This is a genomic window from Macrococcus epidermidis (assembly GCF_003259695.1).
In the GTDB taxonomy this organism is placed as follows: domain Bacteria; phylum Bacillota; class Bacilli; order Staphylococcales; family Staphylococcaceae; genus Macrococcoides; species Macrococcoides epidermidis.
Genome location: NZ_PZJH01000002.1, coordinates 114,696 through 132,060, shown reverse-complemented (window position 1 = coordinate 132,060; position 17,365 = coordinate 114,696). Strand labels below are relative to the sequence as shown.

Sequence of the window (17,365 nt, the reverse complement as noted above, 5' to 3'; positions counted from 1 at the left end):
AAAGTATTATATTTACAAATCTAAGTTATTTATTTTGAAAATATTTACATTAAACTTTATGTTAATAACATTTTGACCATTTTCATATTTTTATAAATCAATTAAATCGAAATTTAGCAGTTAGACCAATCATTATGAAATATTTTTGAATAAAATTTAATTTTAATAATATATTCTTATAATATTTTTCAGATTAATTCACTTTATTATTTAATATGTTAAAAATAATCATTCTTGTGTAGAATTATTTATCTTAAATGTGTCTAAATTGTGACAAGTTATATATAGCGATTTTTTTACATTAAGTGCTAATATATATCTGCTCTGCGTGTTTTTAATAAAGGTATTTTAGTTCTTATATTTCTAATTTCTTCTATATTAACAGTTGCTTGAATTGTCCCTTCCCCTAATATTATTTTTGTAGTGGCTTCTCCTAATGGATTTATCACCATCGATTTACCACCAAATACCGTATCATCACACTTTCCGATACTGTTGCTTGCAATGACATAAACCTGGTTTTCAATTGCTCTAGCATAGAGTAATTTTTCAAATTGACTGATACGTTCTATCGGCCACTCTGCTACAACAAATAGTACTTCAATTCTTTCTAAAGCTAATTTCCTCGATATTTCAGGGAATCGCAGATCATAACAAATAATAACGCCCATCTTTACATTATCTATTTCAAAAATTGAAATATTATTCCCTTGTGTTAAATAATTTGGTTCATCCAGCATCGGTACTAGATGTAATTTATCGTACTGATGTATATGTTCACCATTTTTATTAATAACAATTGCCCGATTGTAAATCTTATCTTCGACTCTGACTGCAATTGATCCTCCAACAATATTTATCTGATATTGTTTTGCAAGTTCACTTAATTTTTCGATTTCTCGCTGTCCTTCTTCAGATGTTATATTTACTAATTTCTCTAATGTATATGACGTGTTCCACATCTCTGGTAATACAGCAATATCAACGTCATCGAGTGTCGATAACCAATTTGCAACTTTCTCAATATTTTTCTCGGGTTCACCAGGAATAATCTCCATTTGATAAATCGCAATTTTCATATTCTCACTCCATTTTTACAATTATTTTACATGTGTTTAATACTATTTTGTTATTATTATTTTATCATTGAAATGTTAAAAGGAGATTTTTAATGATTATTAAAGAAAGAAAATTTGATATGGAATTATCCTATTTACTGCAGCTAAGTATTCGGGCTAAACTTTCTTATGATGATAATGAAGAGATTGATACGCGGATAAAAGGAATAAACGGTGAACGAAGTTTTGATGCTATTGTGAAGCAAAATCTCAAATACGGACTAATACTAAACAATTTAAGATTTTTAGTTAATAAACAATACTTTCAAATTGATGCGCTCATTATTATGAACGGACAAATATTTATATTTGAAATCAAAAATATGTACTGTGATGTCTGCTATAAAGACAATCTATTCTATTTTCTAAATGGTACACCTATTGATAAATTAAACGAACAAAGAATTAGAACACCTAAATTATTTAAAATACTTCTTACACAAAACCACATTGGCCTGCCCTTCAACTACTACACTACATTTGTTAATCCCGATTATAAAGTTTATGGTTACCAAGTTCATGACAATATATTAGAGTATCATGATATTTACAGAATAATTACAGAGAATAGTAAGATTACTATCGATAAATATGATGAACATATTGCTAAAAAATTAATAGATTTGCAATACACTGATGAAAAATTCAATTTTAGAAAGCGTATTAATATTGAAGAATTAGGCATGGGCGTTGTATGTCAATGTCATGTTGCAAAGTACGAAAAAGTTTCGAATCGAAAATTTAAGTGTCCAGCATGCAAAAAAGAAGTTAACTGTAATGACTATTTACAAAAAGCAATCGAAGACATCCATTTAATTTATCCGATGGAGCGATTAAACGTGAATCTGGTCAAAAAATGGACAGAAAATCATATTAGTAGCGAAAAGATACGTACATATTTGAATACACATCATAAAATATTTAAGAATGGGCCATTAACATTTTATCGTTAATAACTTTAATTGATGCTGAAATTGGGGGTTTATCCATTTCGTCTTTGACTCCTCTCTCAAAATTGGAGATTCACTAATTTCAGCATCAGTTTCACCCTCGAAATTGGGGGTTCACCAATTTCAGCATCAACCCCGCTCTCGAAATTGGGGGTTCACCAATTTCAGCATCTACCCCGCTCTCGAAATTGGGGGTTCACCAATTTCGAATCCTAATCCATACAAAAAAATTCCTACCTCAATTCGAGGTAGGAATTATCTCTATAAAAATTGAACACATACGCCTTCTGGTGCACGTTTATCATTTTCTAACATTGTTAATCTTCCTGTTTCCTTATCTCTTTCAAATAGCGTCAATACACCATCAGCTTCATGTGCACAAACAAGAAAAGTATCGCTTGGATCGATATTAAAGTCACGTGGCCAGTCTCCACCCGTTCCTACAATTTCAACTAATTCAATCTTTTCTCCATCACCTAATACTTTGAATACAGCAATAGATTGATGTCCACGGTTGGAAGCATATAAATATTTACCGTCATGGCTTAATCGAATTGCTGCTCCTTGTGAGTTTTCTGTAAAGTCATTAGGAATAGAAGATAATTTATCCAGCATTTCAAATTTACCTTCTGCATATTTCAATACAACAACTTCATTGCTTAACTCTGTAAACAAGTATGCATATTTGCCATTATCATTAAATATTAAATGTCTTGGTCCCATTCCCGGCTCAACTTTTAAAGTCTCAACACGTTTAAATCCATGATCTCCAAAAGTAAATGTAATCACTTCATCAGTTCCTAAATCAACAGCAACTGCATATTTGCCATCTGGTGTTTCCTGGATATAATGCGTATGTGCGTGATCCTGACGCTCTTTATTCGTTCCCGTTCCTTCTTGTTGTGCGATATCAATTAATTCTAATACTTCACCAGTCGTTTCATCTAATTTATATAATCTTACAACACCTGGCCCGTAAACCGCTTCTAATAAATATTTACCATCTTGTGTAATCCAGATATGACACGCTGAATCTGTAGATGATAAATTGTCATTAATTACTGTTAATGTTCCATCTTCATTAATTTGATAACTCTGTATACCTGCATTGCTGTCTGCTTTTTTAATACCATACAATTTATCACCATGTTGTTGAATATATGTTGAGCCAGACACTTCGTATCCTGTTTCTACCGTCTTAATCGTCTTTTCTTCTGTATCCAATGTAAAACTATAAATCCCTTTACCGTCTTGCTTTGTATATGATCCAATAAATCCTTTTACTTCACTCATTGTATCGCCTCCTGTTAATTTCATTTTAACAAAATCACTTTCAGATTGCGAAAAGTTGAAAATAATTTATCAAAATAAAAAAGTTTTTGTTGCTTATAGTTTAGTAATACATTACAATTTGTTTGGTATTAATAAATGACAGTTTTACATTACTAATAGTTAAGTAAGACTAATATTTAAATCTTTACCAATTTTAAGGAGTGGCCAATGACTCAAACATATTACTCCAAGGCTTTTCATAATATCGATAAAGCAAAGCATGCATTGACTCCTTTATTTACGGCCTTAAAAGAGTACGAAGAACAACACGTTACAAGTTTTGATGTTCCAGGACATAAACGTGGCCTGGACCCTGACTATAAATTGAACTATTATGGCATGCGCACTTTACGTCATGACGTAAATTCGATGCCAACGCTAGATAACTTTGATCATCCAACAAGTGTTATTCAGAAATCTCAAGCTTTGATGGCTGATTTGTTTCTAGCAGAGGAAGCACACTTTTTATTAAATGGTACGACGTCTGGTATACAGGCAATGATTCTGTCTACACTCAAGCCCAAAGATAAACTGTTGCTTCCAAGAAATGTTCACAAATCTGTTTTAAATGCGATGGCACTCGCTGATGTTACACCCGTTTATATGGTACCTGAATTCGACACAGAATACGGGATTGCACATAATATCAGTGTAGAAACTGTACGCGAAACGATTGCAGCACATCCAGATGCGAAAGCATTGTTTATCATGAACCCCACATATTTCGGGGCAGTAAGTGATTTAAAAGAAATTGTTTCAATCGCGCACAATGCCGGCATTCCTGTTCTTGTGGACGAAGCACATGGTGCACATTATCGATTCTCAGAGCACTTACCACTTTCCAGTATGGAAGCTGGTGCCGATATGGCAGCAACGAGCCTACACAAAACAGGTGGCTCTTTTACTCAAACGAGTGTTCTTTTGTTTAACAGCAAACTCATTGATAAACATAAAGTAAAGAGTATTATCAATATGCTGACATCAACCTCTGCTTCATTCCTGCTGATGTCATCACTTGATATTGCACGTCATCATTTAGCACTGCACGGCAAAGAGAAAATCAACAATGTATTATCACTCGTTCAGTCATTTCGACAAAGCATCAACAAAATTCCTGGATTCTACATGTTAGAACCAGAGAAGTTTAACAGGAAATATCACCAGCAGTTAGACGAAACAAAACTGACAATCTATATTGATCATCGTCTTGATTTATCTGGTTTTGAAGTGTATCACTTGTTGCGTAGCGACTACGATATACAGATGGAACTTGCAGAACCTAATATCGTCATGGGAATTGTGTCATTTATGGATAATGAAAGTGAATTGAATCAACTCTTTGATGCACTCTCAGATATTAGCGCTAAACATTTTAACCCAGACAAACCTTTCGTTCCACCGATTCTGAAGCAGATGTCGATTCCGATGCAGAAGATGGGCTTAAGAGATGTCTTTTACTCTGAGACGAAAGTCGTTCAGATTGAAGATGCACTAAACGAAGTTTGTGCAGAAAGTTTAATGATCTATCCACCGGGTATTCCGATATTGATGGCAGGTGAAATGATCACCCAGGAAGTCATCGACTACTGGAAATTTATTAACGACCAGCCAATTATTAAGATTGGCGCAGAAAACAAAAATGAAGTATTTATAATTGATAATAAGGGAGATATTTAATAATGAAATTAACTACACTTGGAAGACACGTTTTAATTGAATACTATAACTGCGACAAAGATATTTTAAAGGACCATGATAAAGTTGAAGAAATCATGAATGAAGCTGCCCGCGTAAGTGGTGCAACAATCGTTGAAAGCTGTTTCCATACTTTCAACCCATACGGTGTAAGTGGTGCTGTTATCATCTCAGAATCACATTTAACAATTCACACATGGCCAGAATATGGCTACGCTTCAGTTGACGTATTCACTTGTGGTGATACTGTAGACCCATGGCGTGCAGAAGATTACTTACAAAAAGCTTTAAAAGCTGAACTTTCTGATTCATATGAAATCGGTCGTGGTATGGCTGATAAAATTCACAAATATTCTAAAGGTGAAATCGTCGTAGAATCATTCAAACCTGTTGAAGTAGAAGTTAAATAAGGAGGAATTGTACATGTTAGATTTATGGTATACAGAAAATCACACGGATAACGTGAAGTTCTCTATTAAAACAAATGAACATATCTTAACTGAAAAAACACCATTCCAGCAAATTGATTTCTTCAAGTCCGAAGAATTCGGTACTTTCTTCACTTTAGATGGTTTAATGATGGTTAACGAAAAAGATGAATTCGTGTATCACGATATGATTACACACGTTGCAATGGCAACAAATCCTAACATCAAGAAAGTGCTTGTTATCGGTGGTGGTGACGGTGGTACTGTACGTGAGTTAACACGTTACACATCTATCGAACAAATTGATATGGTAGAAATTGATGAGCGTGTTGTACGTTTATCTCAAGAATATCTTCCAATTACTGCAGGGAAACTAGAAGATCCACGTGTCACTTTATTATTTGAAGACGGTTTAGCATACGTGAAGAACAAAGAAGATGGTTACTATGATCTTATCTTAGTGGACTCTACGGATCCAATCGGTCCTGGTGAAGGTTTATTCTCACATGATTTCTACAACAACTGTTTCCGTGTATTAACAGATGACGGTATATTAATTAATCAGCATGAATCACCTTACTACCCAAGTTACGCACATGAAATGAAACGTGCACACTCTAAAATCAAAGGTTTATTCCCGATTACACGTGTGTACCAGTTCCATATGCCGACTTATCCATCTGGTCACTGGTTATTCGGATTTGCTTCTAAGAAGTTCGATCCTTTAAAAGATGCTGACTTAGATGCCTGGAACGCGCTTGGCTTAAAAACTAAATACTATAACACTGATATTCATACTGGTGCATTCGCTCTTCCAACATTCGTTAAGGAGATGCTCGATGATGCAACCGAATAAACACGTGTATATGAGTTGCGAAGCTTCATTTGAAGAAGCAACAACAGTAATATATGGTGCACCATTTGACGGTACGGTTTCAAACCGTCCTGGTACACGCTTTGCAGCTGATGCAATCCGTTCTGAGTCCTATGGTCTTGAAACATATAGCCCATACTTAAACAAAGATCTGGAAGATGTCCGTATTATGGATTCAGGAGACGTCGATATTACAATCGGTAACAAAATGAAAGTATTAGAAGAACTTGAAGATACGGCACGCACGATTTTAAATGCAGGGAAACTGCCATTTATGATTGGTGGCGAACATTTAGTAACGCTTGGCCCTATGCGTGCTGTTCTTGAAAAGTATCCGGATGCGATCCTTGTGCAGCTTGATGCTCATACAGACTTACGTGATGACTATATGGGAGAACCATTATCTCACGCGACAGTCGTACGTCGTATACATGACCTTGTCGGCGATAACAGAATTTATCAGTACGGTATTCGTTCAGGCACAAAAGAAGAGTTCGACTGGAGCGAAACACATACTGTACTTGAGAAATTCTCAATCGATACATTAAAGGATTTACCGGGCATTATCGGTAATGCACCTGTATACATCACAATTGATCTGGATTGTTTAGATCCATCAATCTTCCCTGGTACAGGAACACCTGAACCTGGTGGATTAACTTATAAAGAACTTGAACCTGCATTTAAAGTATTCGAACAACTGAACGTTGTTGCAGCTGATATCGTAGAATTGTCACCACCATACGACCACAGTGGCGTCTCTAATGCTGTTGCAGCGAAAGTTGCACGTGAACTATTGCTTTCAATTACGAAATAAGTTAGAACTTTTGTTCTAGCTTATTTTTTTGTATATTTTCAGATTATTATGAAATATAATAAGAGAAATATATAAGAATAAAAACAACTAGAGGTATCCCGTAATGAAATTTAAAGACTTTCCATCTAATGTTAAACTGCGAATTATTTGTGGTTTCTTTGATCACGCTGCGTCAATGAGTATTATGCCTTTCATGGTTTTATATATTGCTGATGAACTCGATAAAGTCACTTCGGGTATCCTCATGTCACTGAATGTTATTTTCGGATTGCTTTGTAATCTTGTCGGCGGCTACTTTGCAGACCGCTTCAGTCGGAAAGGACAGCTTATCTGGGGACAAACTATATTTGCGATTCTTTTTACAGTGATGGCGATTTTCATTCACCCGGATATTAATCTTGCATGGTTTGTGGCCATTATCTTTATGTGTCTCGCTATTCCAAGTGCCATGATCTTCCCGGCACTTGAAGCATTGATTATTGACTCAACCGATGAAGTTAGCAGAAAATCAGTTTATGTGACGACATACTGGTCGAATAACCTCGCTACTGCTGTCGGAACAGCAATTGGTGGACTATTTTATAAAGAACATCGCTTCCTGCTCTTTATCATTATCATTGCAATCATGTTAATCAATACGTTTATCTTCTACAAATTTCTAAAAGATCCAACGACCGAGAAAGAGAAAGTCATCGTTGATATGCACTGGATGCGCGATCTATTCGGTAAATATAAAGTAGCTTTAAAGGATACGCGCTTCGTGCTCTTCACTGCTGCTGCCGTATTTATCTTTTCTGCCGAATTTGCTTTAACCAATTATATTGGCGTACGTTTACATGAAGTATTTAAACCTATTGATTTGTTCGGTGTACACATTGATGGTGTACGCATGATGAGTTTAATGCTCATTGAAAATACAGTACTTGTTGTAACGATCACTTTTCTTGTCAACAAACTCGTCGAACCATTTAATCAACGTACCATGCTTGTCATTGGTGGACTGATGTACACATTCGGGTATGCATTAACGCATACAATTACAGTATGGTGGGTGCTTATGTTGTGTATATTATTTGCAACTATCGGAGAATTGATTCAAAGTCCGATTTATTCTGTGTATATGGCGAAACTGATGCCTGATGATGCACGTGCAAGTTATATAGCATTCAGTTCGCTTGGTTATAGTGGTGCAGGACTTGTAGCAAGTTCCGGTTTAATCGTGGGCGTCGTGTTAAACAGTGTAATGATGGGTGTATATGTCGCACTGCTTGGCATTGTAGGTGTGACGCTGATTGTCACTGCGCTTAATCTTCCTGGTAAACATCAATTTAAAACGAACAAATAAGCAGTGGAAAATTCCACTGCTTATTTTTGTTGAAAAACAGAACGTATGTTCGTATAATAAAAGAAAAGAACAAGGATGTGAGACAATGATCCACCCTATCTATGGCGAAACTGATTACAGAAAAGTTGAACCGGAGCAACTGAACCGCAACATTCCTAAAGGGCGCGGTATGATTAAATGGGCGCCATTTGCTACGATGCCACAACAATTTGCCGATGTACGACGACAAATAGAAAATCAAAATAAAGTTGAACGGCCAGAGCTTTCTGAAGACCGTGTGCAGGAAATCAATGAAACATTGCACATTGCACTTGCTAAACATCAGGATGTGACAATCGAATACTATATGGATGGTTATATTCAGTCTGTCGATATGACGATAGAGAAAATAGATCAATGGGCAGCCATTATTATCGGTTCTGTGACAAGTAATCATCAGACTTTCTTTATTTCATTTATGGATATCATCAATATTTACACCCATTAGAAAAAACGCAGGACAATGTCCTGCGTCTATATTTTCGTTTCACTTTCTTCAATAATCCCTAGCTTTATCCCTTTAATTACAGCACCTAACCTTGATTCCACACCAAGCTTTCTAATCAGCTTCGTAATGTGATATTCAACCGTACGCTTACTGATAAATAAAGCTTCACTGATTTCCTGATTTTTCATATCTTTAGCAATCATTCGCAAAATTTCTTTCTCTTGATCACTCAGCAAAGGTTTCGCTAAAACCATATCATGCTTTAAATTTTGATTAAAATAATAAACTGCACGGATACCATCTACAAGTTTATCCGTAGATTCATCCTTTAAAATGAATCCAACCGCACCATTTTCATAAGCTTTAATCTTATACTCTTCTAAGTTGTACCCACTGAGCATAATAAACTTTACGTTCGGATATTTTTTAGAATACGTCTTTACGATGTTTAAACCATTCACATCTTTTATTTTAATATCACACAGCACAATATTAGGCTGTAGCGTTTTAATATAATGCGTAAGCAGATTCGGATCTGTAAATACTTTTAACACTGACAAATCGTCTTCCGCCTCAATAATTTTGGCAACCCCGTGACCGAATAATTCATGGTCATCAAGTATAATAATTTTTACCATGAAACCACCTCTATTCTAACGGCAATGTAACACTTACAATAAGACCTTGTCTGTATGCATTTTCGTCAAACACCGAAAATTCTACAGCACCATCAAACAAGTTGACCTGGTTTATCAAGTACTTTAATCCATTGTTAGATCCTCTTACTAAAATATCTGATACGTTATGATACGGGATACCTTTACCATCATCCGAAACTTTAAATGATAAAGATGAGATTGATTCAACCACTTCAACTTTAATATGTTTAGCATCGGCATGTTTTATCGCATTGTTGATCAATTCTTTAATCATACGATAACTGCTGATTTTTATGAGTTTATCAATTATAACGTTGCTTTCCTGATAATCCAGCTGGATATCAATGATTGATTCATACAGATGACGACGAATTAAACTATTTAAACTCTCATTTAATCCAAAGTCGTCTAAATCTGCAGGAAACAGATCCTCACATGCTTCACGAATCGCATAGATTGATTCATCCAGAATCTCTTCAATATGCGCACGACTTCCATCTTTGTCTAAAGTCTTCGTCTCATTCAATGCGAGAATAATATTCTGTAAAATATCATCATGTAAGAAAATCGATAAACGTTCGCGTTCTTCTTCAAGTGCAGCATGTGATAAATAAATACGATTCTTATAATCTTCATCCATTAACTTCGTAGAATAGTTTTTCATAAAGAACTCAAACTGCTCTAATAAATGAACAAATTCGTGATATTTAAACTTTTCAACCTCGGAAGAATGAATAGCGATAAATGCATTATTCATTGCAGTACGATGAACATAAACGGTAATATCCTGCAGTTGATTAATCGCAATCGTTGAACGCTCATAAATCATATGCGTCTTAGAGATGATATCATCATAATTAAATGTTCCAGCTGGGAACTTATACTGTTCAGATTGGTCCTGCGTTTCAATAAATAAATAATAATTAGATAACTGAATATTGTTCTGAATTAAAGTATCATAAATATTCTCGTTGATATTGTTTGTAATATTTGCAGCACGATATTTTACAGCATAACGGTTACGGAAGTAGTATAATGCAACACATCCAACCAACAATAAGCTATGGATGATAATTGCAGTGATGAGCATTGGATGCTCAAGGAAAAATACATAGAATACAATCATTGAACATAGCATTAACACATTCCATATCTGAAACAATCCAAAGACAATAGATAAAAATGATTCTGAAACGATTATCTTGAATTTACAGAATGAATAAAGTAAATACAATGGGAAAATAATGAGTGTCGGTAATAAATAGTAGTAAGGAATACTGCTATTAAAAAAATGCAAAAATAAATTAAGTGTAAACATCGGTAAAATACTAAGTAATAGCGAAGCAAGAATAAAATACAATTCACGACGAATCATACCGTGAGAGTTACGAATGATTGAGAAAATCACATAAAATACACTCAGCAATAAAATGATGCACACTGTGATGAGCATAATAAACGAAAATAACACAAAGTCACTTCTCTGAAGCGTAACATTCAGTATCATTGCAATAATGAAAAGGATAAAAATTAAATAATTATTGAGTTTTAAAAATGTATTTAATTTATTTGACCTTGAGAATACTGGATAGATACTAAATAACTTCGATAACATAGCTAATACAGAAAACAGTAAAAATATTTCCATGGTTGTTCCGAATCCTTTAAACAAAGGATCATAAAATGAAAAAGATATAGTGTTAGCTAGTAATATGCAAAGTATAAAAAAATGTTTTAGTACATATGAATCAAATTTATTAAATATTTGAAGTACGACAATACTTATGAAAAAGTTAAAACAAGCTGAACAACTTATTAAAATTGTCATATCATCAGTATTCTGCACAGTTAATATAGAATATTTGATAGCATAGAAAAACTTTAAATGAAATATATATGATATAACAATTAAAGATATATAGATTGTTAATGACATACGTTTTAATCTAAAAATTGAATTCATCTTTTAATTTCCTTATTCCTTCAGTTTTATCGGGAAAAGCATCTAAAAGTATACTGTATGCTTTTTCAATGTAATAATTATACAACAATCTGCAGTAGTCTAGTGAACCCGATTGTAAAATATTTTCTCGTGAATAATACTGAAGGTTTTTATCCCCGGAAAAAAAGATATATTTAATCAATGGTAGATACATTTTTCTCTGATTAAAATCATTCTTGTGTTCAGATAAGATACTATCAATATCATTCTTAATTTGGGCAGCTATTCCCACATTTTGCATAAAATATTGTAACGGTTCATTGTCTTTATCAATGATTAAGCCAATCAAACGCATTAAGTTTCCTGACTTTTGCGTAACTAAATTGATATATTCATCTTCAGAAATATTTGGATTTTCATTAAAATCAAAAGTTACATCAAAAAATTCAGCATACCCTGCATCAACAATAAGTGCCATTACCTCATCTTGAATTTCCTGATTAAACAAACGAATAGCTTGAAGCATAGTAATATGAGACAAAAGAATTTGTTGCTCTCTAGATATCCACTCTAACAAGTAATCTCCATCAACAACATCATCGACTAAATCAAAAGCCCAAAAAACAAGCTGAATAGCAACCGAATTTCTTTGCATATCAGCTTGTGTTCCCTTATTAAATAATTTGTTGATTGTTTCGTAATAACTTCCCCAGCTATCTCGCTGGATTTTATTAGTTACATAAACTAATAATTGCTCTTCGGAATCTTTAGAAAGATTTAACTTCTTTATTAATTCCGAAATGTATTGATCGATCACTTTAGAAATCGCCAGTCCAATATTTAGAAGATTGGAACTTAAGAGGTTTTTGGGCAGCAGAGTCAATTACTGTTACTACGTCTTCGCTAAATCCTAAATTTTTGTTTTGGTTTAACAATTCTTCTAGAGATAAGTTCATTTCTTTCATCTTTAAAACAACTTGTTCTAACTCTTCTCTCATAATCATTTCCTCCATTCACTAAATGATATATTGCAAATATAATATTACACGAAATATTCAAAAAATTCGATAGAATTTTAAAAAAAATACAAAATAATTACAATATTATTTCATTGTAATCAATTTATTTTTTTCACTTTATAACCATTTAATGGGTATTAGCAAAGAAAAATCAACGTTTATATGACAATATATTAAACAATATAAATTACGTTTTAACTTACTAAATCAATTGTGAATTATTGGATACTCTATAGCACTTGCAATTGAATTATGTCATAATATATTCAACAAGCAAAAAGGAGTTCCATATGAAAAAAATACTTTTATCATTTGCTATTATGGCTTCCCTCACGACAGTTTCAACAGCACATGCTGAAGCAACCCCGACAGTACTTTATTTTCATGATAAAGACGATGAACCTATTAAAGACCTTCCTTTTAGTATCAATATAAACGAAGAAGAACAATCTCTTACTGCTTTAGATGATGGTTATTCAGTGATTGCTGAAGATATCAAAGTGATTGAAATAGCCGGACAAGAATATGAAATTAATCCTGGTGAACTGAATAATATCGAAGTTGTTAATCCCGAGGAAGTTATACCTTCTTTAGAAGAGATACCGGTGACTGAAACGCCTCTTCCAGAAGATAATCTAACGATTAAAGTTCATGCAGTAGATCGTTCATTTTCAAATTTAGAAGATGGTACCACTGTATATTTAAAATATGATGGAGAGCTTGTTGATCAAGCTGACGTATCAAACGGAAGCGTAACTTTTAATACAACTGAGCCAAACAAGATCTATGAAGTAAGTTACAACAAAACTACGGAAACAGATAATGTAAAGATTGAACCTGGTGAAGAGAAATTTTTAATCTTTGAAGCACAAACAAAGCCGATTAAACGAGATCATTCTGTTGAAACGACAACTAAAAATTCACAACTAAAAGATACGATCCGCAAATCTCCTGATGATATACCACCGTTACTTGCAAGAAGTAAGAAGGAAGATAGCTCTAATGAGGTAACACATAGAGCGTCTTCACGTACACGTAATTCAACTAATAATAGTAACGTAAAATCACAGCTTCCAGTAAAACAACCGACAGTAAATCCTATGAAACGTAATAATGAGGCTTCTGTCACGTCTGGTACAACAAGTAACGAAAATGGTTCATATAGCACGGAAAGTAATAATAATGTTTCATCAAATAATTATTCCAGCACGACAACTAGTCAAGAAAATACACGTCCATCATTTACATCGGATCATACATCACAACAAAACACATCAAGTGATGACTATGCATCTGATAGCAGCTATGCTTCGGACAGCAATTATAAAGACTATCGTAATAGCAGCAGTACTAACGATTCTAGTAATCAATCTGATAGCGCTTCTGATAATCGTTCTGAAAAAAGTTCATATAATAATACTTCCACCAACAATGCAGCAACGAACCATAAACCAACAAATAATGAAGATCAATATTTACCACATACTGGTGAGGCAATGAGCTTATTATTACCGTTAGCTGGTCTTATGACCGTTACAGCAGGTGTTGCATTATTGTACTTCACACGTAAAAAGCGTGATGATGATACTATTTAAATTAAAACGCACATGTTTATGGCATGTGCGTTTTAATTTATGTAATTTGAATTCGTCCATCACGAACTGAAAAATAAGTACCGAGTTTTGAAGTGCCTTGCATACCTTCAAAGATAAAGACACCCCCACTATTAATCATCTGCTGAGATTCTAAAGAAGAAAATACAAATGTTCTATCTGCTTTTACATCTGTGAAACGATGCAATCTTCTCATAATTTGTTCAAAACCTTTAGTTTCTCCGATTGCTACGAAACCATCTGGTATGTGTCTAGCGATACGTTTAACATATTTATTAAATGAAGATGAGTGTGGGTTCCAGCTTACAATTGCAAGCACAGTTCCGCCTGTACCATCTAAACCTCCAAATTGTTCCCACAATAATTTAAACTGATATGCTTTTATCAAATCAAGATTATTCCTACTACACCCTATTACGATATCATGAATAACTGGTCTTTGTTTTCTCATCAATTGAATCAGCTGTGACATTTCCTGCTCTAAATGAATATCTTCTAAACCATGTAATTCTTCTTGTGAAATAGATTGTAATGGACTCAATTGAACACCCCAGATAAATTTATTTTATGCAAAATAAAAAGACTCTAAATTACAGAGTCTTAAACATTTTCTGATTCAATTTTAGCAACGATTTCTTTCGTACGACGTTCGATATCTTCAAAATCTTTCTTAAAGCTGATAACAAATAAAGCTGCACCAGCAGTAACAATAACAGATAATACTAAAAATATAATAAAGATTGCTTTGAATAGAGATTTAACAAATTCCATCGGTGTTTCACTCCTCTACTGATTCTTTAAGTTTATTTTACCACATGAATAAAATGGAATGAAATAATTAACATTATCTATTCAAGATTATGATATAGTGTAAATAAGAAAAAGAAGATAGGATGAGACAAATGCCACACGTACATTTATTAGCTGCATGGCAGAACAACAATATTGAAAAAATCAAAGAAATCGTCGATAAAAATGTTCAAACGAATATCATTTATGATGACGGTGTTGAATATGAAAAAGGATATGATGAATTCATCGCAGGTATACAGTGTTATCTCGATGAAACCAAAAGATCAAATTTGGAATGGCAATTTGATGTAATGCATAAAACTGAGCGTGGTGCAGCTAATGTAGTTATTATTAAAATATCTCGTGGTGATGAACATTATAATGTTTCAGACAAAGCAGCATTATGTATATTTACATTTGATACAATTGGAGAAAAAGAGCGTAAATTGATCCGAGCATATGTTGAAAAAGGTGTAGCTAATAATTAGCTGCATCTTTTTTTATTTTTAAAATTAACATCTAATAAATTGTTTATTTTGTTAAATCTCTTAAAAATAAAGGATTTTGTTCAATATAAAATTTAAATATTGCTATGAAATAACCATATGATGAGTATAATATTTTCATGTTAACTTTTTTGAGTAAAAATAATTGCGGTGTATACGAGTGTATTAAAATTGATAATCCTTATAATAAAACTTGTAATTAAATTTTAGACAAATAAGGAGTGTTATCAATGAATAAAAAGTACATTTTACCTGCTATCGTATTATCATCGACTTTACTAGCAAGTTTAACTCAAGGCGAAACAGCTTTTGCTAAAACAGAAACAAGCAAATCACTTCACCACCTTCAGAAAGTACAATCTAAAATCGATGCAAAAAACTTCTTAAAATCTTTACCAGGTGACAAAGCTGCAAAGAAATTTTATAAACAATATGAAATTACAAAAGTAGAAAAAGACGACAAAGGATTCACACACTATACATTAAAGCCTCATAATAACGGTAAAAAAGCTCTAAATAAAGAAATTAAAATTCATGTTAACGATAAAAATCAAGTCGTTCATGTAAATGGTGAACTTGACCAAAAAGATGTGGACCCAACAAACACACAAAAATTATCTCAAGATCAAGCGGTTGATTTAGCATTCAAAGCTGTCGGTGCTGATAAAGATAAAGTGAAAAATCTTGATAACCGTAAAGTCGTTAAAAAAGCTGAAGTGGCAATCAATGCAGATAAAAATAAATATGTATACAATGTTCAATTAATCTACGTTTCTCCTGAAGCAGCAAACTGGCACGTACAAATTGATGCTGAAACAGGCGAAGTTATCAAAAAACAAAATATGTTATTCGATGCTGCAACAACAGGTTATGGATACGGTGTTGATAACAGATTTAAAAATTTAAATATCTTCCAGGAAGGTAGTTACTTCTATCTAGCTGATACTACACATACTGGAAATATTGAAACTTATGATGCATATAATACACAAACAAATTTTGACATTGTAAGAGATACAGATAAATACTTCACTTCTTCTCGTCAAAAAGCAGCAGTTGATGCACATTATTATGGCGATGTAGTATACGATTACTTTAAAAATACTCACAATCGTGACTCTTATGATGATAATGGGGCTCCAATCTATTCTGTAGTACACTATGGTTCAAATTACAACAATGCTTTCTGGAATGGCGAAGCTATGGTTTATGGTGATGGTGATGGTGTTACTTTCACTTCATTATCAGGTGCTAACGATATTATCGCACATGAATTAACACATGCTGTAACTGAGCACACAGCAGGACTTGTTTATGAAAATGAACCAGGTGCAATCAACGAATCAATGTCTGACGTATTTGGTTATTTTGTAGACCCAGACTTCTTAATGGGTGAAGATGTTTATACACCAGGTAGAGCTGGAGATGCATTACGTAGCTTCTCTCAACCAGAACTTTATGATCAACCATCACACATGGATGACTTCCAATACTTACCTAACACTAAGAGCGGTGACTGGGGTGGCGTACACATCAACTCAGGAATCCCTAACAAAGCATTCTACAACACTGTAACAAAAATGGATAAATCAAAAGCAGAACAAATTTATTATCGTGCATTATCTTACTACTTAACATCAACATCTAACTTTAAAGATACTAAAGAAGCATTAATCCAATCAGCTTTAGACTTATACGGTCAAACAGAAGCAAATACTATTAAAGCAGCTTGGGATGCAGTTGGTGTTTACTAGTAGTTGATTTTAGAAATTATTATGGCCCGATTCT

At 33.6% G+C, this 17,365-nt stretch carries 18 protein-coding genes; 10 read left to right on the top strand and 8 right to left on the bottom strand.

Annotation, left to right across the window (positions count from 1 at the left end; translation table 11 throughout):
• Positions 1-308 precede the first annotated feature (308 nt).
• A complete protein-coding gene (locus BHU61_RS07315; protein WP_111715783.1) occupies positions 309-1,079 on the bottom strand; it encodes a carbon-nitrogen family hydrolase in 771 nt (256 codons plus the stop codon).
• A 119-nt stretch (positions 1,080-1,198) separates the two neighbouring features.
• Between BHU61_RS07315 and BHU61_RS07310 the strand changes: the two genes are divergently transcribed.
• Entirely contained in the window at positions 1,199-2,071 is an 873-nt protein-coding gene (locus BHU61_RS07310; RefSeq protein ID WP_170122500.1) for a nuclease-related domain-containing protein, read from the top strand.
• A gap of 258 nt (positions 2,072-2,329) precedes the next feature.
• Here BHU61_RS07310 and pglS read toward each other — a convergent pair whose 3' ends face one another.
• The gene (gene pglS / locus BHU61_RS07305; protein ID WP_111715779.1) at positions 2,330-3,361 is read right to left on the bottom strand and encodes a 6-phosphogluconolactonase; all 1,032 of its coding nucleotides are present in this window, start codon (positions 3,359-3,361) and stop codon (positions 2,330-2,332) included.
• Between the two features lie 207 nt (positions 3,362-3,568).
• Here pglS and BHU61_RS07300 point away from each other — a divergent pair, with 207 nt between their 5' ends.
• The 6 genes from BHU61_RS07300 (at position 3,569) to BHU61_RS07275 (ending at position 9,046) form a co-directional block, all read left to right on the top strand.
• Positions 3,569-5,077: an aminotransferase class I/II-fold pyridoxal phosphate-dependent enzyme gene (locus BHU61_RS07300; RefSeq protein WP_111715778.1), complete on the top strand. Its 1,509-nt coding sequence runs from the start codon at positions 3,569-3,571 to the stop codon at positions 5,075-5,077.
• A 2-nt stretch (positions 5,078-5,079) separates the two neighbouring features.
• Entirely contained in the window at positions 5,080-5,505 is a 426-nt protein-coding gene (gene speD / locus BHU61_RS07295) for an adenosylmethionine decarboxylase (RefSeq protein ID WP_086043246.1), read from the top strand.
• Positions 5,506-5,518: 13 nt separating this feature from the next.
• Complete coding sequence (gene speE / locus BHU61_RS07290; protein ID WP_099580972.1) at positions 5,519-6,379, top strand: polyamine aminopropyltransferase; 861 nt, start codon at positions 5,519-5,521, stop codon at positions 6,377-6,379.
• Complete coding sequence (gene speB, locus BHU61_RS07285) at positions 6,363-7,214, top strand: agmatinase (RefSeq protein WP_111715776.1); 852 nt, start codon at positions 6,363-6,365, stop codon at positions 7,212-7,214. Before speE ends, speB begins: the two co-directional genes overlap by 17 nt.
• Before the next feature lie 103 nt (positions 7,215-7,317).
• Entirely contained in the window at positions 7,318-8,559 is a 1,242-nt protein-coding gene (locus BHU61_RS07280; RefSeq protein WP_111715774.1) for an MFS transporter, read from the top strand.
• A gap of 85 nt (positions 8,560-8,644) precedes the next feature.
• Complete coding sequence (locus tag BHU61_RS07275) at positions 8,645-9,046, top strand: YolD-like family protein (RefSeq protein WP_111715773.1); 402 nt, start codon at positions 8,645-8,647, stop codon at positions 9,044-9,046.
• Positions 9,047-9,072: 26 nt separating this feature from the next.
• Here BHU61_RS07275 and BHU61_RS07270 read toward each other — a convergent pair whose 3' ends face one another.
• From BHU61_RS07270 to BHU61_RS07255, 4 genes are all read right to left on the bottom strand, one after another.
• Positions 9,073-9,684 (bottom strand): response regulator transcription factor, encoded by a 612-nt coding sequence (locus BHU61_RS07270; protein ID WP_111715771.1) that lies wholly within the window; start codon positions 9,682-9,684, stop codon positions 9,073-9,075.
• Between the two features lie 10 nt (positions 9,685-9,694).
• A complete protein-coding gene (locus tag BHU61_RS07265) occupies positions 9,695-11,353 on the bottom strand; it encodes a sensor histidine kinase (RefSeq protein ID WP_170122499.1) in 1,659 nt (552 codons plus the stop codon).
• Between the two features lie 298 nt (positions 11,354-11,651).
• Positions 11,652-12,464 carry a class 1 isoprenoid biosynthesis enzyme gene (locus BHU61_RS07260; protein ID WP_111715767.1) on the bottom strand — a complete coding sequence of 271 codons (813 nt, stop codon included), beginning with the start codon at positions 12,462-12,464 and terminating at the stop codon, positions 11,652-11,654.
• 1 nt (position 12,465) lies between these two features.
• Positions 12,466-12,645: a hypothetical protein gene (locus BHU61_RS07255; protein ID WP_096075873.1), complete on the bottom strand. Its 180-nt coding sequence runs from the start codon at positions 12,643-12,645 to the stop codon at positions 12,466-12,468.
• Positions 12,646-12,956: 311 nt separating this feature from the next.
• On the opposite strand from BHU61_RS07255, the gene BHU61_RS07250 reads away from it, so the two are divergent.
• Positions 12,957-14,261, top strand: a complete 1,305-nt coding sequence (locus tag BHU61_RS07250; protein ID WP_111715766.1) for an LPXTG cell wall anchor domain-containing protein — start codon at positions 12,957-12,959, stop codon at positions 14,259-14,261.
• A 37-nt stretch (positions 14,262-14,298) separates the two neighbouring features.
• Here BHU61_RS07250 and BHU61_RS07245 read toward each other — a convergent pair whose 3' ends face one another.
• Together BHU61_RS07245 and BHU61_RS13400 are read right to left on the bottom strand one after the other, a co-directional pair.
• Positions 14,299-14,820: a type 1 periplasmic-binding domain-containing protein gene (locus BHU61_RS07245; RefSeq protein WP_111715764.1), complete on the bottom strand. Its 522-nt coding sequence runs from the start codon at positions 14,818-14,820 to the stop codon at positions 14,299-14,301.
• 59 nt (positions 14,821-14,879) lie between these two features.
• Positions 14,880-15,050, bottom strand: a complete 171-nt coding sequence (locus BHU61_RS13400) for a hypothetical protein (protein ID WP_170122498.1) — start codon at positions 15,048-15,050, stop codon at positions 14,880-14,882.
• Between the two features lie 131 nt (positions 15,051-15,181).
• Between BHU61_RS13400 and BHU61_RS07240 the strand changes: the two genes are divergently transcribed.
• Together BHU61_RS07240 and BHU61_RS07235 are read left to right on the top strand one after the other, a co-directional pair.
• Positions 15,182-15,559 carry a hypothetical protein gene (locus BHU61_RS07240; RefSeq protein WP_111715763.1) on the top strand — a complete coding sequence of 126 codons (378 nt, stop codon included), beginning with the start codon at positions 15,182-15,184 and terminating at the stop codon, positions 15,557-15,559.
• Between the two features lie 248 nt (positions 15,560-15,807).
• The gene (locus BHU61_RS07235; protein ID WP_111715761.1) at positions 15,808-17,331 is read left to right on the top strand and encodes a M4 family metallopeptidase; all 1,524 of its coding nucleotides are present in this window, start codon (positions 15,808-15,810) and stop codon (positions 17,329-17,331) included.
• The last annotated feature ends 34 nt before the right edge of the window (positions 17,332-17,365 follow it).